21 protein-coding genes and 1 pseudogene are annotated in these 18,241 nt (G+C 72.0%); 8 read left to right on the forward strand and 14 right to left on the reverse strand.

The window, feature by feature from the left end:
• Nucleotides 1–695 (reverse strand): annotated as a pseudogene (locus ACLBXO_RS19830) (hypothetical protein); the annotation flags it as partial.
• A gap of 109 nt (nt 696–804) precedes the next feature.
• The gene (locus ACLBXO_RS19835) at nt 805–927 is read right to left on the reverse strand and encodes a hypothetical protein (RefSeq protein ID WP_447686415.1); all 123 of its coding nucleotides are present in this window, start codon (nt 925–927) and stop codon (nt 805–807) included.
• Between the two features lie 39 nt (nt 928–966).
• Here ACLBXO_RS19835 and ACLBXO_RS19840 point away from each other — a divergent pair, with 39 nt between their 5' ends.
• The 4 genes from ACLBXO_RS19840 (at nt 967) to ACLBXO_RS19855 (ending at nt 3,314) form a co-directional block, all read left to right on the forward strand.
• Nucleotides 967–1,251: a hypothetical protein gene (locus tag ACLBXO_RS19840; protein ID WP_447686416.1), complete on the forward strand. Its 285-nt coding sequence runs from the start codon at nt 967–969 to the stop codon at nt 1,249–1,251.
• On the forward strand, nt 1,251–1,556 hold the full coding sequence (locus ACLBXO_RS19845) for an efflux RND transporter permease subunit (RefSeq protein WP_447686417.1): 306 nt from the start codon (nt 1,251–1,253) through the stop codon (nt 1,554–1,556). The genes ACLBXO_RS19840 and ACLBXO_RS19845 overlap by 1 nt, the downstream gene beginning before the upstream one ends.
• 133 nt (nt 1,557–1,689) lie before the next feature.
• A complete protein-coding gene (locus ACLBXO_RS19850) occupies nt 1,690–2,625 on the forward strand; it encodes a site-specific integrase (protein ID WP_447686418.1) in 936 nt (311 codons plus the stop codon).
• 269 nt (nt 2,626–2,894) lie between these two features.
• Nucleotides 2,895–3,314: a RidA family protein gene (locus tag ACLBXO_RS19855; RefSeq protein WP_331315989.1), complete on the forward strand. Its 420-nt coding sequence runs from the start codon at nt 2,895–2,897 to the stop codon at nt 3,312–3,314.
• Between the two features lie 89 nt (nt 3,315–3,403).
• Here ACLBXO_RS19855 and urtA read toward each other — a convergent pair whose 3' ends face one another.
• From urtA to ACLBXO_RS19900, 9 genes are all read right to left on the reverse strand, one after another.
• Nucleotides 3,404–4,636, reverse strand: coding sequence for an urea ABC transporter substrate-binding protein (gene urtA, locus ACLBXO_RS19860; protein WP_447686419.1), 1,233 nt, complete (start codon nt 4,634–4,636; stop codon nt 3,404–3,406).
• Nucleotides 4,637–4,813: 177 nt separating this feature from the next.
• Entirely contained in the window at nt 4,814–5,650 is an 837-nt protein-coding gene (locus ACLBXO_RS19865) for an urease accessory protein UreD (RefSeq protein ID WP_447686420.1), read from the reverse strand.
• A gap of 2 nt (nt 5,651–5,652) precedes the next feature.
• Nucleotides 5,653–6,279 carry an urease accessory protein UreG gene (gene ureG, locus ACLBXO_RS19870; protein ID WP_447686421.1) on the reverse strand — a complete coding sequence of 209 codons (627 nt, stop codon included), beginning with the start codon at nt 6,277–6,279 and terminating at the stop codon, nt 5,653–5,655.
• A gap of 43 nt (nt 6,280–6,322) precedes the next feature.
• Nucleotides 6,323–8,035, reverse strand: coding sequence for an urease subunit alpha (ureC, locus tag ACLBXO_RS19875; RefSeq protein WP_447686422.1), 1,713 nt, complete (start codon nt 8,033–8,035; stop codon nt 6,323–6,325).
• 10 nt (nt 8,036–8,045) lie between these two features.
• Nucleotides 8,046–8,741 (reverse strand): urease subunit beta, encoded by a 696-nt coding sequence (locus tag ACLBXO_RS19880; protein ID WP_331289182.1) that lies wholly within the window; start codon nt 8,739–8,741, stop codon nt 8,046–8,048.
• A gap of 10 nt (nt 8,742–8,751) precedes the next feature.
• Nucleotides 8,752–9,435, reverse strand: coding sequence for an urease accessory protein UreF (locus ACLBXO_RS19885; RefSeq protein WP_447686423.1), 684 nt, complete (start codon nt 9,433–9,435; stop codon nt 8,752–8,754).
• Entirely contained in the window at nt 9,429–9,893 is a 465-nt protein-coding gene (gene ureE, locus ACLBXO_RS19890) for an urease accessory protein UreE (protein WP_331315965.1), read from the reverse strand. The genes ACLBXO_RS19885 and ureE overlap by 7 nt, the downstream gene beginning before the upstream one ends.
• A gap of 156 nt (nt 9,894–10,049) precedes the next feature.
• Nucleotides 10,050–10,844, reverse strand: coding sequence for an ABC transporter permease (locus tag ACLBXO_RS19895; protein ID WP_447686424.1), 795 nt, complete (start codon nt 10,842–10,844; stop codon nt 10,050–10,052).
• A gap of 160 nt (nt 10,845–11,004) precedes the next feature.
• On the reverse strand, nt 11,005–11,586 hold the full coding sequence (locus ACLBXO_RS19900; protein ID WP_331315962.1) for a DUF308 domain-containing protein: 582 nt from the start codon (nt 11,584–11,586) through the stop codon (nt 11,005–11,007).
• Between the two features lie 165 nt (nt 11,587–11,751).
• Here ACLBXO_RS19900 and ACLBXO_RS19905 point away from each other — a divergent pair, with 165 nt between their 5' ends.
• On the forward strand, nt 11,752–12,651 hold the full coding sequence (locus ACLBXO_RS19905) for an AraC family transcriptional regulator (protein ID WP_447686425.1): 900 nt from the start codon (nt 11,752–11,754) through the stop codon (nt 12,649–12,651).
• 51 nt (nt 12,652–12,702) lie between these two features.
• Here the strand turns inward: ACLBXO_RS19905 and uraH are convergent, their stop codons facing one another.
• Nucleotides 12,703–13,068, reverse strand: a complete 366-nt coding sequence (gene uraH / locus ACLBXO_RS19910; RefSeq protein WP_331315960.1) for a hydroxyisourate hydrolase — start codon at nt 13,066–13,068, stop codon at nt 12,703–12,705.
• Between the two features lie 274 nt (nt 13,069–13,342).
• On the opposite strand from uraH, the gene ACLBXO_RS19915 reads away from it, so the two are divergent.
• The 3 genes from ACLBXO_RS19915 to uraD are packed head-to-tail and all read left to right on the forward strand — an operon-like array spanning nt 13,343 to nt 16,111.
• On the forward strand, nt 13,343–14,608 hold the full coding sequence (locus ACLBXO_RS19915; RefSeq protein WP_447686426.1) for a urate hydroxylase PuuD: 1,266 nt from the start codon (nt 13,343–13,345) through the stop codon (nt 14,606–14,608).
• Nucleotides 14,609–14,648: 40 nt separating this feature from the next.
• Nucleotides 14,649–15,605, forward strand: a complete 957-nt coding sequence (gene puuE, locus ACLBXO_RS19920; RefSeq protein ID WP_447686427.1) for an allantoinase PuuE — start codon at nt 14,649–14,651, stop codon at nt 15,603–15,605.
• Complete coding sequence (uraD, locus tag ACLBXO_RS19925) at nt 15,602–16,111, forward strand: 2-oxo-4-hydroxy-4-carboxy-5-ureidoimidazoline decarboxylase (RefSeq protein ID WP_447686428.1); 510 nt, start codon at nt 15,602–15,604, stop codon at nt 16,109–16,111. Before puuE ends, uraD begins: the two co-directional genes overlap by 4 nt.
• 10 nt (nt 16,112–16,121) lie before the next feature.
• Here uraD and ACLBXO_RS19930 read toward each other — a convergent pair whose 3' ends face one another.
• Nucleotides 16,122–17,051, reverse strand: a complete 930-nt coding sequence (locus ACLBXO_RS19930) for a LysR family transcriptional regulator (RefSeq protein WP_331313819.1) — start codon at nt 17,049–17,051, stop codon at nt 16,122–16,124.
• Between the two features lie 158 nt (nt 17,052–17,209).
• Nucleotides 17,210–18,226: a hypothetical protein gene (locus ACLBXO_RS19935; RefSeq protein WP_331313818.1), complete on the reverse strand. Its 1,017-nt coding sequence runs from the start codon at nt 18,224–18,226 to the stop codon at nt 17,210–17,212.
• Between the last annotated feature and the right edge of the window lie 15 nt (nt 18,227–18,241).

An 18,241-nucleotide genomic window follows, 5' to 3' on the forward strand; every position in this document is an offset into this window, starting at 1 on the left:
CCGCGCGGGTCGCGCTGCCGGCCGCCCTGCAGCAGCGGGCCGCCGCGGCGCCTCCGCCGGGAATGCCCCTGCCCGGCCCGGGTGGCCAGGCGAGACCGAGACGGGGCGCGCCTCAGTCGGGCCCCCTGTCCGCCCCGCCGCAGGCGGCGCTTGCCGCGCCCCCCGGACAGACGGCGCCCGGACACGCGCTGCCCGGCGCGAGCGGCCGGCCCCTCCCGGCGGGCGCGTCGCGGATGGCGGCTCCGCCCGCGGCCCAAGCGCCCGCTGCGGCATTGCCCTCTGCCCCATCGCCCTTCTCCGCGTCCCGGCAGGCATTCCGCCCGGGGGAAACTCAACCGCCGCGACCGGCCGGCGCGCCGCGCGTCCAGGACCTCCACGCCGGATCCGGTGTCCCCGTTCAGCCGCGCGGGCCCGCCCCGGATCGCGCCGCGGCGCGACCGCCCGTCGATCCCGGCGCCGCGCTGATGGCGCGCCAGCGGCAGGAGGCCCTCGCGCGGCGTGACGCCGCTCAGGCCCAGGCGGCACAGCGCCGACAGCAGGTCCAGGCCGCGCGCCAGCAGCAGGCGCAGCAGGCGCAGCAGGCCGCCCAGCGGCATCAGGCCCTGCAGGCGCAGTTCGCCCAGCAGGCGGCCGCTCGCCAGCAGCAGGCGGCCCAGCGGCAGCAGATGATGGCGCGCCCGCAGCCGGCCCCGCACCCCGCGCCCCCACCGGCCGCCCGTCCGGGACCGCCGCCGCCCCACGGCAATCCGCGTCCGGCCTGTCCCCCCGGACATCCCTGCCGCTAGGCGGCCGCGTTCGGCGGCGTCACGGTTCGATCAGGCCGAGCCTGACGCAGGCGATGGTCGCCTGCATGCGGGTCGCCACCTGGATCTTGCGCATCACCCGGTCGACGTGGAAGCCCGCCTCGACCAGGCGGGTGACGTTCAAGTACGGGGTCGACTGGAGAACGGGCTGCCCGGGATCACCTTGAACGTCGCGCAGTATATCCAGGACAACGTCGAGGAGGCGATCTCCGGCGTGAAGGGCGCGAACTCGGTCGAGATCATCGGACTCAACCTCGCGGTCCTTGAAGACTTGGCCGCGCGGATCGGGGCGGAGATGGCCCAGGTCCGCGGGGTCGAGGATCTCGGGATCTTCCACGTCCTCGGCCGGCCGAGCTTCACCGTTGCCGTCGACCGGGAGAAGGCGGGCCGCCTGGGCTCAACACCGGCGACGTCGTCGGCTTCGCGTCGCTGTTCGGCGCGTCGGTGATGGACGGTATTCTGATGCCGACCTACGACAACGAGGTGCACCGAGCCGGCCTGCCGGTGCGGCAGGCGATGTACCACGCCGCCGGGCAGCGGATGCGCCCGATGCTGATGACGGCGCTCTCGGCCTGCATCGGCCTGTTCCCGGCGGCCCTCTCGAGCGGCATCGGCTCGCAGGTGCAGACGCCGCTGGCGACCGTGGTCGTCGGCGGGATGATCGTCGGACCGGTGATGCTGTTGCTGGTCGTCCCGGCCCTCCGCCTCGTGCTCCTGCCCGGGGATCCGGCGGAAGCGCGCAGCCCGTCGTGACCCGCAGTGCCATGAGCGGGCGTCCTCACCGCCGGCGGCAGCAGCCATTGGCTCCGCGCGCATCGCCCAGCGTCTGATAACCCTTTCTTATCAGACGCTGGGTCACGCTCGGGCCGGATCGAGGGAGAGACGTATGACGCTGCCCGCCACGCTGGCTGCCCGCGCCCGCGCGTTCGCCGATGAGGCGCTCTCGCAGAATTCCCGCCGGGCCTACCGCGCCGACTGGCAGCACTACACGCAGTGGTGCCGCGGCCACGACCTCGCGCCCCTGCCCGCGGGTCCCGAGCAGGTGGCGAGCTACCTCACATCCATGGCCGAGACCCACAAGCGCGCGACGATCGAGCGTCGGCTCGTCACGATCGGTCAGGCCCACAAACTCCAGGGATTGCCGTGGATCCCGGCCCATCCGGCCGTGCGGGCGGCCCTGCGCGGGATGTTCCGGCGCTACGGCCGGCCGCGGAAGCAGGCCGCCGCGCTCGGCGTGCCCGAGACCATTCGAATCGTGTCAGTCTGCGAAGGCACGGTCGCTGCTCTCCGGGACCGCGCCCTGTTCCTGATGAGCTTCGCCGGCGCGTTCCGACGCTCCGAGGTCGCGCGGATCCGGTTCGAAGACCTCGCTTTCCGGGACGGGGCCGTCGACGTGTTCCTGCCGTATTCGAAAGGTGATCAGGACGGCGAGGGCACGATCGTGAGCGTTCTCGCTGGCCGGACCCCCGCATCCTGTCCGGTCGCCGCGCTCCGGCGCTGGCTGCAGGCGGCCCCGGCCGACGGTCACGTCTTCCGGGCCGTCCGCGCGGACGGCACCGTGATGGACGACGGGCTGCATCCCGATTCCGTCGGTCGCATCGTTCAGAAGCGCGCGGCGGAGGCCGGCCTCGTCGCCGGACCGCGGGAGCGCATCTCCGCCCACGGGTTCCGCGCGGGCTTCATCACCGAGGCGTACAAGCGCGGTTCGCGCGACGAGGAGATCATGGCGCATTCCCGTCACCGGGATCTCAAGACCATGCGCGGCTACGTCCGCCGGGCCAAGCTCGCCGACGCGCATCCGGGCCGCAACCTCGGCCTCTAGCGCGAGCGGCGCGTCGGGCTCTCAGGAGGCCCGCGATCGCCCCCGCGACGCCGCGGCGTGCGTTTCCAGGGGCCGGATCAGCCGGATCACCGCCCGCCCCGCAGGCTGTCCGATCCGCGCGGGGCGGCTCAGATCCCGCCGCGGAATCCGGCACTATCCCCGGCCGGATCGTCACCCTACGGTCGCGGACCTGGATCACGGAGATCGGGCCGGTCGAGCCCGTCGGAAGGGAGATCGCGGTGCCGCAGCCCCACTCAGCCTCGTCAGCCATGCTGTTCCACATGGTCTCCGGAGGGCCGCAGCCGGTCGCCCCGTTCAGCCACGCGGTCGAGGTCGACGGTTTCGTCTTCGTCACCGGCCAGATGCCCGACACTCCGGACAGGCCCGGAATCCTGCCCGACGGGATCGAGGCGCAGACCCGCAACGTGATGGCCAATCTCGGAACGGTCCTGGCCGGCCTCGGCCTGGGCCTCGAGAATGTCGTCGTCGCGCGCGCGTTCCTGACGGAGTTCAAGCGCGACTACGCCGCCTTCAACGACACCTACAAGTCCTTCTTCCCGCCCGACCGGCTGCCGGCCCGGACCTGCGTGGGCACGACGGGGCTCGCCTACGACGCCCTGGTCGAGATCGACCTCATCGCCCATCGCGGCGGCGCGATTTCGTCGCCGTCGGACGCGCGCGAGGACTGAGCCGCGTCGCCCGTGCGGCGGACGATGGCCTGCGGGGATGCCGTTCGACCCGGCCTCCCCGCCCTCGCCGGATCACCCGGCCGCGGGCCTCACTGGTAGCCCTTCGGGAACGGGTCGGGCTTGATCAGCTCGGGGCTGGTGTAGACGATCTCGAACTGGCCGTCGGTCTTGGCCCGGCCGACCCGGGTCTTCGACCAGAGGTGATGGTTCTCGTCGATCTTCACGTAGCCCTCGGGCGCGCCCTTGAACTCCAGCCCCGGCGAGGCCGCCACCACCTTGTCGACGTCGAACGAGCCGGCCTTCTCGCAGGCCATCTTCCACAGGAACGGCCCGAGATAGGCCGCCTGCGTCACGTCGCCGATGACCGTCTTCTCGCCCCACATCTTCTTGAACGCGGCCACGAAGGCCTTGTTGTTCTCGTTCTGGATCGACTCGAAATACTTCATGCACGAGTAGGCCCCGGCGATGTTCTCGCCGCCGATGCCGTCGACCTCGTCCTCGGTGACCGACAGCGTCATCAGCACCTGCTTCGACAGGTCGATGCCCGCCGCCTTGAGCTGCTTGTAGAACGCCACGTTCGAGCCGCCCACGATCGTGGCGAAGATCACCTTCGGCTTGGTGAGCTTGATCTTGTTGATCACCGAGTTGAACTGCGTGTGGCCGAGGGGGAAGTATTCCTCGCCGACGACCTTGCCCTTGAGCACGGTCTCGATGTGCCTGCGGGCGATCTTGTTGGAGGTGCGCGGCCAGATGTAGTCCGAGCCGATGAAGTAGAAGCTGTCGCCGCCCTTCTCCTTGTGGACCCAGTCGAGGCCGGCGAGGATCTGCTGGGTTGCCTCCTGGCCGGTGTAGAAGACGTTCTTCGACTGCTCCAGGCCCTCGTAGAAGGTCGGGTAGTACAGGAGGCCGTTATACTGCTCGAACACCGGCAGCACCGCCTTGCGCGACGCCGAGGTGAAGCAGCCGAACACGGCGGCGCAGTGGTCGTTGACCAGCAGCTTCTTGGCCTTCTCGGCGAAGGTCGGCCAGTCGGAGGCGCCGTCCTCCTGGATGACCTTGATCTTGCGGCCGAGCACGCCGCCGGCGTCGTTGATCTGCTGGATCGCGAGCTTCTCGCCCTGGCTCGGCCCGGTCTCGGAGATCGCCATCGTGCCGGTGATCGAGTGCAGGATCCCGACCGTCACCTCGCTGTCGGTCACCGCCAGCCCGCCGGCCTCGGCGGCCGCCGCGCCGCGCGGCAGCGCTGCCGCGAGCGGCGCTGCCGCCAGCCCGAGCAGCAGGCGCCGGCGAAGGGTGAAGTGCGCGGGGTCGTCTGTCGCCATGGCGGGCAAATCCTTCAGAGCGTTCGAGAAGGTGGGCCGCCCCATCCGCACCGGATCAGCCGTCACGCACGGGATCGTCTCCTTCAGCACATTTCTTCCAAAGAAAATAAATTTCCTCAAGATGAAAACATCGGCAGCCTGCCCATATCGGCGGCGGCGTGCCCGGACGCCGGCCTCCTATTTGCGGCGGCGCGCCGGCGCGAGGCCGGTCAGCGCCGCGAAGGCGCAACCGGCGGCCGCTTCCAGCCCCGCCGCCAGGGTCCCGCCGTCGGGCGCGAGGAGCCGGAGGCCGAGTCCGGCCGCGTTCGGCAGCGGGCTGAGCCCGGCCCGACAGCCGGTGCGGTCGGCCGCGGCCTGGACGTCCCCGGGATCCGGCAGAGACGGGGCCGGACCGAGGATGACGAGGGCGCCGTAGGCCCGCCACGGGCCGAGCGGCGAGGCCGGATCCTGGAACGCGGCGCCGGCGATCCGGGCCCGCTCGCGGACCAGGACGGCCCCCGCCGCCGTCTCGATGCCGAGGGCGAGCTCGACCAGCTCGAAGGGCCTGTCGCGGCCTTCCGGGTCGTGGCAGGCGATGCTCTCGGACACGACGGCCCGGGCCCCGGGCTCGAGCGTGATCCGGGTCGAGGCGGAGAGGGCAGCGCCGGGGAACAGGATCAGGGGGTCGGGCACGCAGTGCAGGAAGGCGTCCGCGCCGACGCGGATCCGCGTGTCCTGGCGGGCCGGCTGGTCGGCGCTGCGATGGACGACCGTCGCGGCCTGGGTTGTGACGTGCGCCGCCGAGCCCGGGCCCATCGCGATGTCGAGGCCGAGACGGTCGCCGCGGTAGAGGCCGCCGGAGGCCGATTGCAGGTACAGGGTGATCAGCTCCGGCCGCTGCGGATACAGGCGGAACGGCTTCGTGATGTGGAACGGGTACGGCACGTGCTGATCGGCGAGCACGCTGGTCCCGCCGCCGCGCACGAAGCCGAGGCGGGCCGTCGCGCGGCGGCCGGTCTGGATGTCGGGGGGCACGGCTAGGGCGTGAACAGCACGGCCCGGCCGATGGCGTCCGCCACCCGGTCGATGCCGAGGCCCGCGCGGGCGTTCGTGGCGATGACCGGCTTGCCGCCCCGGACCCGCGCGGCCTCCGCCAGCATCCCGTCGAGGTCGACGCCGACATGCGGCGCGAGGTCGATCTTGTTGATCACGAGGAGGTCGCAGCGCAGCACGCCCGGGCCGCGCTTGCGCGGGATGTCGTCGCCGCCGGCCACGTCGATCACGAAGATCCACCAGTCGACGAGGTCGAGGGAGAAGGTCGAGGCGAGGTTGTCGCCGCCGGATTCGAAGACGAGCAGCTGCAGGCCCGGGAAGCGCGCCTCCAGCGCGTCGCCCGCGGCGATGTTGAGGGTCGGATCCTCCCGGATCACCGTGTGCGGGCAGGCCCCGGCCTCCACCGCCTCGACGCGGCTCGGATCGATCAGCCCGGAGCGGCGGAGCCGCTCGGCGTCCTCCTTGGTGACGAGATCGTTCGTGATCACCGCGAGATCGACGCCCCGCCCCTGCAGCACGGGGATCAGCCGCTCGATCAGCGCGGTCTTGCCGGATCCGACCGGGCCGCCGATCCCGATCCGGGCGGCGTTCGCGGGAGTCACGTCGGTCATGCGGAGCTGGGCCGTGAGAGGGGGGGACGGGGTTCGGCGCCGCTCAGCGCAGCATGTAGCGCTGGGCGAGCGGCAGGGTCCGGGCCGGCTCGCAGGTGGCGAGCACGCCGTCGACGAAGACGTCGAAGGTCTGCGGGTCGACGCGGATCTCCGGGCAGGCGTCGTTCCAGAGCATGTCGGCCTTCGTCAGCGTGCGGGTCCCGCGGGCGGGCAGGAGCGCCTTGCGCAGGCCGAGCCGGCCGCCGAGATCGGCCTCGATCGCCAGGGGGTGGACGAAGCAGGCCGAGAGCGCCTGCTTGGCGCGCCCGAAGGCGCCCCATTGCGGGCGCATCAGCACCGGCTCGCAGGTCATCAGCGAGGCGGCGGAATCGCCCATCGCGCCCCAGGCGATGAAGCCGCCCTTGATCACGAGCTCCGGCTTGATCCCGAAGAAGGCCGGCCGCCAGATCACGATGTCGGCCATCTTGCCGGGCTCCAGCGAGCCGATATGGTCCTGAATGCCGAAGGTGCGCGCCGCGTTGATCGTGTACTTGGCGATGTAGCGCTTGATCCGGGCATTGTCGCCGAAGCCCGGCCTCTCCTCGGGAAGCGGCCCGCGCTGGTCCTTCATCTTCGAGGCGAGCTGCCAGGTCCGGCAGATGACCTCGTGGATCCGGCCCATGCCCTGGCTGTCGGAGCCGAGCATCGCGATGGCCCCGATATCGTGGAGCACGTCCTCGGCCGCGATGGTCTGGGCGCGGATGCGGCTCTCCGCGAAGGCCACGTCCTCCGGCAGGGCCGGGTTGAGGTGGTGGCACACCATCGTCATGTCGAGGTGCTCGTCGAAGGTGTTGACCGTGTAGGGGTTGGTCGGGTTCGTCGACGACGGCAGGCAGTGCGGCAGCCCGGCGACCCGGATGATGTCCGGCGCGTGACCGCCCCCGGCCCCCTCCGTGTGGTACATGTGGATGGTGCGGCCGCCGATCGCCGCCAGCGTGTCCTCCACGAAGCCCGACTCGTTCAGCGTGTCGGTGTGGAGCTGGACCTGGAAGTCGTATTCGTCGGCGAAGCCCAGGCAGGCGTCGATCGCGGCCGGCATCGCGCCCCAGTCCTCGTGGATCTTGAGGCCGAGGACGCCGGTCTCGAGCTGCTCCTTCAGGGCAGCCGGCCGGTGGGTGTTGCCGCGCCCGAGGAAGCCGAAATTGACCGGCCAGGCCTCGGCGGCCTGGAGCATCCGGCCGGTGTTGAACGGGCCGCCGGAATCGATGCCGACCGTGATCGGCCCGAGCGAGCCGCCGAGCAGGGTGGTGACGCCGGACGCGATCGCGTGGTCCGGCAGGCCGGCGGAATCGAAGTGCACGTGCACGTCGATGGCCCCGGGCGTCGCGATCAGGCCCTCGCAGTCGCGCACCGTCGTCCCGGCCGACACGATCAGGCGCGGGTCGACGCCGTCCATGATCGCCGGGTTGCCGGCCTTGCCGAGCGCCACGATCCGCCCGTCCTTGATGCCGAGATCGCCCTTCTGGATGCCGAGGACGGGGTCGATCACCACGACGTTGCAGAGGAGGAAGTCGAGCGCCCCCTGCGCGGCGGTCACCCCGGGCGCCATCCCGATCCCGTCGCGCAGGGTCTTGCCGCCGCCGTGCAGGCACTCGTCCCCGTAGACGGCGTGGTCGTGCTCGACGACCGCCACCAGGGAGGTGTCGGCGAGCCGCACCCCGTCCCCGGTGGTCGGCCCGTAGAGGGCGGCGTAGTCGCGGCGCGGGATCGTCACCATGGCACTCTCCTCAGGCGCCCTTGAAGCCGCGGGCCTTGGCGCGGGCGAGGGCCGCCGCCCGCGCCGCGTCGTCGGGCAGGGTTCCCTGCGTCAGGTCGTTGAGCCCGGTCAGCTCCCGGGCGCCGCCGAAGCCGACCAGCGTCACGGTCTTGCGCTGGCCCGGCTCGAAGCGGACCGCCGTCCCGGCCGGGATGTCGAGGCGGTGTCCCAGGGCCGCCGCCCGGTCGAAGTCGAGCGCCCGGTTCACCTCGAAGAAGTGGTAGTGCGAGCCGATCTGGACCGGGCGGTCGCCGGTGTTGACGACGTCGAGGGTGACCCGCGGGCGGCCCGCGGCGAGCTCGATCGCGCCGTCGGCCGGCAGGATCGCGCCGGGCTCGAGGGTGTCGGCGGGGGCGCCCGCGCGGGCGCGGATCGGCTCGTGGACCGTGACGAGCTTGGTCCCGTCCGGGAAGACGCCCTCGACCTGCAGGATCGGCAGCATCGCGGCGATGCCCGGCATCACGTCCTCGGTCGACAGGATCGTGGAGCCCCAGCCGATGAGGTCGGCGACGCTGCGCCCGTCGCGCGCGCCCTCCAGGATCTCGTCGGTGATGAGGGCCACCGCCTCCGGGTGGTTGAGCCTGAGGCCGCGGGCCCGGCGCTTGCGGGCGAGCTCGGCCGCGGTGAAGATCGTGAGACGTTCGAGCTCGGTGGGCGTGAGCAGCATCGCGCGCTCCCTAATTGGCGAACAGGCGCAGGTCGGCGCGCGCGTGCCGCATCGCGGCGACCTCGATCAGCGGCGTGAAGCCCGTGAGCACGATCGCGCCGTCGGGGTCGTCCGCCACCGGCCGCTCGGCGATCTCCGCGACGAGCGGCAGCACCGCCCGGAGGGCCTGCTGGCCCTGGATGGCGCCGACCTGACCGAGCCGGACCGTGGCCGAGACCAGGCCGGAGACGAGCTGGTAGCCGGCGATGGCCGCCGCCTCCGGCTCCGACAGGTCCAGAGCGCGCCACAGGGCGCCCTGCACCGTGGCGAGGTGCCCCAGCATGAGCCCGGACCGGATGGCGGCGCGGATATCCTCGGCACCGGGTGTCGCGAGCCGCGCGTGCGTGGTCAGCAGGGAGGCGCCGTTGCGCCGGCTCCCGGTGCGCATCGCCTCGACGAGCGTGGCCGCCTCCACGGCGGCGTCGATGCGGCCGAGCCGGACCGGATCGGGGCCGGCGCGGTGGGCGAGGATCAGGGCAACGCGGTCGCTCTCCGCCCAGCGGAAGCGCACGAGGGCCGTGAGCGTCCGCGTCAGGCTCTCCGTGTCGAAGGCCGGGTCGCCCGCGACGAGGCCCTCGATCCCGTTGGAGAAGGCGAAGCTGCCGCTCGGGAACGCGGCGTCGGCCTGCTGGAAGGACAGGAGCCGGCTCAGCACGGCGCCGCCTCGTCGAGGATCGTGTGGGTCACCTGCCGGTCGGTGACGAGGGCGCCGAGGCGGACGAGGTAGTCGTCGGCCGGCCCGTCCAGGGCCACGAGGAGCGCCCCGTCGGCGAAGCGTACCCGCCAGTGGAGGTTGCCGGCGTGGTAGCCGAGTTCGAGGGCGGCGGCCCGGCTGTCCGGGACGAGGCGGAGCCAGCGCTCGGTGCCGACCCGGGCGACGAGGGCGCGGTCCGCCTCCAGCGCCAGCACGGCCCCGTCGAAGAGCGGCTCGTCCCGCGGCAGGGCCAGGGCGACCTCCTCGCCGGACTGGGTGGTCGCGCGGATCCGCCGCCGGGCGACGTCTGTGCTCGACACGACGAGCACGTCCACCGCCCCGTGATGCGCGAGATGGTGCAGGCGATGCGCCATCTCGGCGTCCTGCCGGCTGCCCAGGATGCGATGAATGACGCGCATGTCAGCCGCTCTTCCCCCCGCTCGGATCCGTTCTCGGGAGCGCCTAGCAAGACCGAGTCCGTCGACGGTCCGGGCGCCGCGGTGCCCGCGGGTCGGGCCGGCATCGTCGGGGCCGCGCGACGCTCGAGGACGGGCGCTCCGGCGAGCGTTCCCCGCTCAGCCCTGCAGCCGGCCGCCGCCGCGCACGACGAGGCACAGGCCGACACTCGCCGCTGTCAGGCCGAACATGACCACGTAGAGATGGTCGACGCGAAGACCGGCGGCCGGGTAGTAGGCCGACCGCATCCATTCCGCCACCTGCAGGGCCGGATTGAACTTGGCCCAGTAGTACAACCTCTCCGGCAGGTAGCTCGGCAGGAAGAGGACGCCGCTGGAGACGTACAGGACGATGCTGAACAGGGCGTAGCCGATCAGCCAACCGGGGAAGAAGCCGATGATCGCGACGTTGATCGTGCCGATCCCGATCCCGAGCGTGATCGCGGCGAGATAGCCGCACACCGCCGTCAGAGGGTCCGCCGGGATCGGGTTCGTGCCGAGCGCGACCAGCACGGCGCTCACGACCAGCAGCGCCAGGAAGCCGGTCACGATCTCGACGAGCACCCGGGAGAACACCAGATCGAACAGCCTGACCTGCGGGTAGTAGGTCAGGGGCCGGTTGGTGATCACCGACTTCATGACCTCGCGCGAGATGTACTGGAACACGAGCACGGGAACGGCGCCCGTCGCGAAGAACAAGGCCCTGTCGTCGCCGAGCGGCGCGGCGAGCTTCTGAACCGTGTAGATCGTGATCAGCGCGAAGACGTGGACGCACGGCCAGAGGACGACGACCCCGTAGCCCCACATCGACGCGCCGAAGCGGGTGCGCATGTCGCGCAGGATCAGCGCGTGCAGGACGTGCAGGTAGGCCTCGATCGGACTCCTGCGCGGGTTCGCGCTCGGTCGCTCGCCCATGGAACATGGCCTCTGCTGGTCCGACGGCGGTCGGAGGGGATGACGGTGCGGATGTCCGAGGGCTCTCGCGGGTGCGACGGCAGTCCGACCGCCGTCCCTCGGCGCGGTGCCCCGACGGGCCGGGCCGATGATCGAGGCCGGATCCGCCCGGTCGCACCGCCTAGGCGGCGCGCGCCCGCGACGCGCCCCGCATGCGCGTGACCGTCAGCCAGACCGCGGAGACGAGGAAGTAGAAGGCGCCGAACGCCGCGTAGGGCGCGACATCCGCGATCCCGGGGACCGCGGCGCCGGCCGCCTGCCTGACGAAGAAGCCGCCGGCGAGCGCCGATTGCGCGCCGCTCAGGACCATGGCCCACTGAGCGCCGGCGCTCCAGCGGCGCGCGCCAGTGAGGAGCTGGAACAGGCCCGAGAGGATGGCCCAGGCGCCGAACACCGCGAGCACCGCGTTCGGGCCCCGTCCGAGCGCGACCGCGACCGCGATCGCGGTCGCCGCGCTGATCGCCGCGTTGAGGGCCTGGCTGGGATTGTCCGCGAGGCCGCCGTTGCGCCGCGCGTCGGCCAGGTTGGCCAGCGCGTCCCAGGCTGGGTAGGCGACCAGGAGCGTCGCGGCGACCGCCGGCGTGCCTCGGCCGAAGGCGAGCGCGGCGCCCACCCAGGCGGCGGCGACGCCGGCCCGCACGCAGTAGTAGGCGCTCAGCCAGGGCAAGGCAGGACCGCGATCGCGCTGCGGGTCGGTTCTCATCGTCGGCTCCTTCGTGTACTGAGCGCGGCTCGACGGGCTAGATCTATTCGTGAACAAGGCAGATGGACACGATAGATGCCGATTAATAGCTTCGTAGATCCGGATGCGCCGAGTGGATACGCGCTTCAACGGGTCCACGTTTAGGATCGGGAGCCGGGGCCGGCCATGTCGGAAACGCTGGAAAACTTGACCGATCTTCCGGAGGGCGGACCGCGCGGCGCGGCCACCGGCGATCTGCTGTCACACGTGCTCGCCCAGATCCGCCTCACCGGGGACCGCGTCGAGACCCGGCCGGTCGCACCGGGCGGATGCCTGGATCTGGATGTCGGCGCAGGTCACGTCCTCGTGGTGGTCGCGGGCGCCCTCCGTCTCGACGGCGACGGCGAGCCGCTCGCGGTCGGCGCCGGCGACCTGCTGTTCCTGCCCCACGGCCTGGGCGCCGGGCGATTGGTCGCCGTCGAGGACGCGGAGGTCGTCGTCTGCCGGTTCCGGTTCGATCCCTACAGTCTCCGCAGCATGATCGCCCTCCTGCCGCGGCACATCTGCATCCGGCGCGCGGAAGGCGCCGGGTGGCTCGACGGCCTCGTGCATTTCCTGCTCGTCGAGACGACCGACGCCGAGCCCGGCGCGGCCCTGATGATCTCGCGCATCATCGACCTCGCGGTGATACGCACGCTGCGGACCTGGGTTCATCTCGGCCGGACGTCCGGGTGGCTCGCCGGCCTGGCCGATCCCCGCATCGCCCGCGCCCTCAAGGTCATGCACGAGAAGCCCCTGCAGCGCTGGAGCGTGGAGACTCTGTCGGACGTCGCCGGCATGTCGCGATCGAGCTTCTGCGAGCGGTTCAACGCGCTCGTCGGTCGCTCACCCCTGCGCTACCAGAACGAGTGGCGCCTGAACCTCGCCCGGGACATGCTCGCGGCGGGCGACGGGCGCGTCGGCGAGATCGGTCTGCGCGTCGGGTACGAGTCGGAGGCGGCGTTCAGCCGGGCCTACAAGGCGCTGTTCGGCCATTCGCCCCGGGAGGCGGCCGGTCGCGCCGCCGGAGCGCGGCCGGAAGGCTGAGGTCCGGCGCTCCGGCAGGCTCCGCCTGGGCCGATGCCGGCCGATCCCGTGTCAGCTCCCGCGATAGGTGGCGTAGCTCCACGGGGTGATGAGCAGCGGGACGTGGTACTTGGCGTCCGGGTCCGAGACGCAGAAGCGCACCGGCACGCGGTCGAGGAACGGTCGCTCGGCGCCGGCGCCGGTCCCGGCGAAATAGGCGCCGACGGCGAAGACGAGTTCGTAGGTCCCTGGCGTCAGGGCGTCGCCCGCGAGCAGCGGGCCGTCGGTCCGCCCGTCGCCGTTGGTCGTGGCCGACGCGACGGTCTCCCCGGGACCGTCCCCGGTGCCGTCCCCGGCGAGGCGCCGGAGCTCGACCGTGACCCCGGCCGCCGGCTTGCCCGCGGCCGTGTCGAGGACGTGTGTCGAAAGATGGCCCATCGGCGTCCTCCCGGACGGAGAGGCCCGCGCCTGCCGCCCGCTGCGGGCGAAGGTCCGTCGGGCTGAAGGAGACGGGGAAGAGGAGCACGCGGCAGGGGCTCGGACAACCCGGAAAGCGCCCGGCACCTTCCGAACGATTTTGAAGGTCCTTGGTGACGGGGCGGGTCGCGGCCGGCCCCGGTTCCGGGCACACCCGGGGCAGCGGCTCGGGCCGAACCACGAGCCGCGATCGAGGCCGAACCCGGCCCCCGACAGATCGCGGAGGATCCGTCCCATGTATCCGATCCTGCACGAGTGGGGCGGGTTCCTCATTCGATGGACCCACGTCGTCGCCGCGATCGCCTGGATCGGCGCGTCGTTCTACTTCATGCATCTCGACGCCAGCTTGCGCGCCAGTCCGGCAATCCCGACCGGCAAGGGCGGCGAGGCCTGGGAGGTGCACGGCGGCGGCTTCTACCAGGTGCGCAAGTATCTCGTCGCGCCCGACCGCATGCCGGAGCACCTGATCTGGCACAAATGGCAATCCTACGCGACCTGGCTGTCGGGCTTCTCGCTGCTGTGCTGGGTCTATTACGGTCAGGCCGACCTCTACCTGATCGATCCGGCGGTCCGCGCGATCACGCCGATGACCGGGGCGGCCATCGGCCTCGGCGCCCTCGCCCTCGGCTGGCTGATCTATGACGGGCTCAACCGCTCGCCCCTGGCCAACCGGCCGCCGCTGCTCGCGGCCGCCGTGTTCCTCACGGTCGTCGCCTTCGCGTACGGCTTCCAGCAGGTCTTCTCCGGCCGCGCCGCGATGCTGCACACCGGCGCGGTGATCGCGACCTGGATGACCGGCAACGTCTTCTTCGTCATCATGCCCAACCAGCGCAAGGCGATCGCCGAGCTGGTCGCGGGCCGGGTCCCGAACCCCGCCTGGGGCAAGCAGGCGAAGAACCGCTCGTCCCACAACAACTACCTGACGCTGCCGGTGCTGTTCTTCATGCTGTCCGGCCACTACCCGATGGCGTGGTCCTCACCCTACAGCTGGAGCATCGTCGGCCTCGTGGTGATCGCGGGCGGCGTGGTCCGGCACTACTTCAACGTGCGCAACGCCGGTGGGGGCGACCGCTGGTGGACCTGGGGCGTCGCGACGGCCTGCGTGGCGGCGGCGGTGGCGATCAGCGTCGCCTCGTCGCCGGGCGCCCGCGAGCGGATCGGCCTCTCGGCCGCCGCCGAGGCGGCCCCGGCCTCGGCCCCGGCCCCGGCGATCAGCCTCGCGGCGGCCGGGACGGGCGCCCTCGAGGGCCCCGCGGCCGACGATGCCGTGATGGCCGTGGTCGGGACGCGCTGCGCCATGTGCCACGCCGCCGAGCCCCTGTGGCCGGACCTGACGAGCCCGCCCAAGGGCGTGCTCCTCGACAGCCCCGAGCACGTGGCGCGCTTCGCGCCGGCCATCCGCCTGCAGGCCGTCCTGACCCACGCGATGCCGCCGAACAACATCACCGACATGCAGCCCGAGGAGCGCGCGGCGCTCGCCCGCTGGCTCGCCGCGCGATAACCGTCGGCCCCCGCTTCCGCGCCAACGCAGGATCCCGCCCGTGACCGCACCGGATACAGACGGCCCCCCGCGCGACTTCGTCGGCTACGGCGCGGCGCCGCCCGCCGTCCGCTGGCCCGGCGGTGCCCGCGTCGCCGTCCAGTTCGTGCTGAACTACGAGGAGGGCGGCGAGCGCTCCGTCCTCGACGGCGACCCCCACGCCGAGATCTTCCTCTCCGAGATCGCCGGGGCCACGCCCTTCCCCGCGCGGCACATGAGCATGGAGAGCCTCTACGAGTACGGCGCGCGCGCGGGCGTCTGGCGGATCCTGCGCCTGTTCCGCGAGCGCGGCGTGCCTCTCACGGTCTTCGGCGTCGCGCAGGCGCTCGCCCGCAACCCGGCCGCCGTGGAGGCCTTTCTCCGCGACGGCCACGAGATCGCCGGTCACGGCTGGCGCTGGCTGCCCTACCAGGACGTCCCGGAGGCGATCGAGCGGGACCACCTCGCCCGCGCGGTCGAGACGATCCGGAGCCTGACCGGCGAGACGCCGCTCGGCTGGTACACCGGCCGCGACAGCCCGAACACGCGGCGGCTCGTGGTCGAGCAGGGCGGCTTCCTCTACGATTCGGACAGCTACGCCGACGACCTGCCCTACTGGGTCCGCGTCGCCGGCCGGGACCACCTCGTGGTGCCCTACACCCTCGACACCAACGACATGCGCTTCTCGATCCCCGGCGGCTTCCCGTCGGGCGAGCAGTTCTTCGCGCACCTGCGCGACGCCTTCGACTGCCTCTACGAGGAGGGGGCGAGCGCTCCGAAGATGCTGTCGATCGGGCTGCATTGCCGCCTCGTCGGACGTCCCGCCCGCCTGCCGGCCCTCGCCCGGTTCCTCGACCACGTCCTGGCCCGTCCCGACGTCTGGGTGACCCGGCGGATCGACATCGCCCGGCACTGGGCGGCCCACCATCCCGCCGCCGCTTCGGCGGCGGGACCGACCCCGGAGAGGACAGGCCCGTGATCACCATCGCCGCGCTCAACGCGCTCGCGCGCGACGCCTTCGTGGACCTCCTCGCCGAGGTCTACGAGCATTCCCCCTGGGTCCCCGAGGCGGCCTTCGACCGCGGGCCCTTCGCGGCGCGCGCGGACCTGCACGCGGCGATGGAGGCGACGGTGGCCGGCGCCGACCGGGTCCGCCAGCTCGCCCTGCTGCGGGCCCATCCCGAACTCGCCGGGCCGGCCGCCCAGCGCGGCGCGCTCACCGCGCATTCCAGCCGCGAGCAGGCCGGAAGCGGATTGCTGGGCGGCCCCTCCCCCGCGGTGGCGCGGCTGCAGGAGCTCAACCGGGCCTACGCCGAGCGCTTCGGCTTCCCGTTCATCATCGCGGTCCGGGGCCTCGACCGCGACGCGATCCTCGCCCGCCTGGAGCAGCGGATCGGCAACCCGCCGGAGACCGAGCGGGCCGAGGCCCTGCGGCAGGTCGGACGGATCGCCGCCCTGCGCCTGGAGGCCCTCGTCGCGGCCTGACGCGCCGGCGTCAGGCGGCCCGGCCGCCGACCAGGGCGAGCTGCTCGCTCACGTGCTGGCGCAGCGCCTCGTGCGTCATGTCGACGAAGGTCTTGGTCCGGGCCGACAGCATCTTGCGGGACGGGTAGAGCAGGCCGAGCGTCACGCTGGTCGGCGGGGTGTGCTCGAGGACCTTCACGAGCCGGCCCTCGGCGAGATGCGCCGCGACCTCGAACAGCGGCTTCAGGACGATGCCCTCGCCGGCCAGCGCCCAGGCGGTGAGCGTGTCGCCGTCGTCGGCGTCGATGTGCCCCGTGACCGGCAGGGTCACGGTCTCCTGGCCGTCGACCAGGGTCCAGCGGAACTGCTCGGCGCCGGGATAGCGCAGCAGCAGGCAATCGTGCTGCAGCAGGTCCGCCGGCTCGGCGGGCGCGGGGTGCTCGGCCAGGTAGGCCGGTGCCGCGCACAGGACCCGCTCGATCTCCGCGACCTTGCGCAGGGTGAAGGTGGAATCGCGCATCTGCGACAGGCGGACCGCGACGTCGACCGCCTCCTGCACGAGGTCGAGGAGGTGCTCCGACAGGCGCAGGCGGACATCGGTCTCGCCGTGGCGGGCGCGGAAGCGCGGCACGAGCGGCGCGACGACCCGGCGGCCGAGACCGAGCGGGGCCGTCACCTTCAGCACCCCGCGGGGCACCGCGCCCGCGGTCTCGACGCTCTTCTCCGCCTGCTCGACCGCCGCGGTGATGTCGAGGCAGCGGTCGTAGAAGATCCGGCCGGCCTCCGTGAGGCTCATGCGCCGCGTCGTCCGGGTCAGCAGCAGGCAGCCGAGATGCTCCTCCAGGGTCTGGATCCGGTAGCTCACCACCGACGGGGACAGCCGCAGCGAGCGGCCGGCGGCCGAGAAGCTCCCCGTCTCCGCCGAGCGCAGGAAGATGCGGATGCTTTCCAGGGAAATCATGGGCGGGGATCGTCAGGAGCGGTTCGGAACTGTCAACGGACTGTCCCGACAATGTGAACCCGGCGTCCGACCCGATCATCCCCCGCGCGGCGCGACGCTTCGGTCGGTGCAGCCGGCTCGCAGAGACGGCGGAACCGATCTGATCGACCGAAACGGCATCAGAAGACGTGGAACGCGACGCCGGCGAGGACGCTCTTCTCCTCGGTGCCCTTGAAGGTCGCGGTCTCGACGTTCCCGAACTTGTTGTGCCAGTACTGGAACCCGACGAAGACATCGACCCGGTTGGGCCGATCGTAGACGAGTTTGCCGAGATCGAGCACGAGGTTGGTGCGCGACAGGACTTCGAGCCCGCGGGGCGGGTTGAAGGCGTAGGCGGCCGGGTTGCTCACGCCCCGCCCCTTCGGCAGCACGATGTTGTTGAAGCCGACGAGGCTGAGCGGCAGCCCCGTGAAGGTCAGGGGAAAGTTGTAGACCAGCTCGAATTCCGGGACCGTGTCGAAGCTCTGGTCGCGGTCCGGCTGGAGATTGAACCCGTTCCGGTTCCACTCCTTGTAGGCTTGCACGGACAGGTTGAGAAAGCCCGCCGGCACGTCGAAGGCGAAGTTCAGGCCGCCGACGATGTCGCGCTTCTTCGAGCCGAAGGCGTCGTTCTGGGCGTTGGCGTCGAAGCCGAAGGCGAGCGACACCTCCTTGACGAGGCCGGGAACGGTGAAGGCCTTCGTGCCCGTGAGCGCGTTGAGGCTCAGCGTGCCGCGATATAGCCCGTAGGCTTCGGTGTTGCCGTAATCGGCGAAGAACGGGGCGGCGACGGAGCCCGGCGCGTTGGTGGTGCCGGCCGGGAACTGGGACCCGGACTTGAGGATGTCGAGGGAGAAGAAGTTCGTCCCGTAGGCCCAGGCATCGGCGTGGGAGATGTTCAGGATGTGCTTGGGCGCCGCGCGGGAGACGAAGCTGCCGTCGGGGCGCTGGATCTGGATTCCGGGCGAGACGGCGGGGAACTGGTAGCGGTAGCTGATCTGGGTGTCGGCGAAGAGGAAGAACGGGCCGTCCTCCACCACCGTCGTGGCCTCGGGCGCCACCGGCGCCGAGGAGGCCGTCCCGAGGTCCTGCGCCCCCGCCGCGCAAGTCATCCCGAGCGGCAGCAGCGCGGCCGCGATCCGACAAGCCATTATCATGTCCACCCCCTCCTC

This window comes from Methylobacterium sp. C33D (genome assembly GCF_053345825.1).

Coding starts and splice junctions, on each gene's coding strand:
- ACLBXO_RS19930 (WP_331313819.1), bottom strand. CDS start 17,051: ATGATTTCCCTGGAAAGCATCCGCATCTTCCTGCGCTCGGCGGAGACG.
- ACLBXO_RS19845 (WP_447686417.1), top strand. CDS start 1,251: ATGGACGGTATTCTGATGCCGACCTACGACAACGAGGTGCACCGAGCC.
- ureG (WP_447686421.1), bottom strand. CDS start 6,279: ATGACCGACGTGACTCCCGCGAACGCCGCCCGGATCGGGATCGGCGGC.
- ACLBXO_RS19880 (WP_331289182.1), bottom strand. CDS start 8,741: ATGCTGCTCACGCCCACCGAGCTCGAACGTCTCACGATCTTCACCGCG.
- ACLBXO_RS19900 (WP_331315962.1), bottom strand. CDS start 11,586: ATGAGAACCGACCCGCAGCGCGATCGCGGTCCTGCCTTGCCCTGGCTG.
- ACLBXO_RS19895 (WP_447686424.1), bottom strand. CDS start 10,844: ATGGGCGAGCGACCGAGCGCGAACCCGCGCAGGAGTCCGATCGAGGCC.
- ureE (WP_331315965.1), bottom strand. CDS start 9,893: ATGCGCGTCATTCATCGCATCCTGGGCAGCCGGCAGGACGCCGAGATG.
- ACLBXO_RS19850 (WP_447686418.1), top strand. CDS start 1,690: ATGACGCTGCCCGCCACGCTGGCTGCCCGCGCCCGCGCGTTCGCCGAT.
- ACLBXO_RS19915 (WP_447686426.1), top strand. CDS start 13,343: ATGTATCCGATCCTGCACGAGTGGGGCGGGTTCCTCATTCGATGGACC.
- ACLBXO_RS19935 (WP_331313818.1), bottom strand. CDS start 18,226: ATGATAATGGCTTGTCGGATCGCGGCCGCGCTGCTGCCGCTCGGGATG.
- ACLBXO_RS19855 (WP_331315989.1), top strand. CDS start 2,895: ATGCTGTTCCACATGGTCTCCGGAGGGCCGCAGCCGGTCGCCCCGTTC.
- urtA (WP_447686419.1), bottom strand. CDS start 4,636: ATGGCGACAGACGACCCCGCGCACTTCACCCTTCGCCGGCGCCTGCTG.
- uraH (WP_331315960.1), bottom strand. CDS start 13,068: ATGGGCCATCTTTCGACACACGTCCTCGACACGGCCGCGGGCAAGCCG.
- ACLBXO_RS19905 (WP_447686425.1), top strand. CDS start 11,752: ATGTCGGAAACGCTGGAAAACTTGACCGATCTTCCGGAGGGCGGACCG.
- ureC (WP_447686422.1), bottom strand. CDS start 8,035: ATGGTGACGATCCCGCGCCGCGACTACGCCGCCCTCTACGGGCCGACC.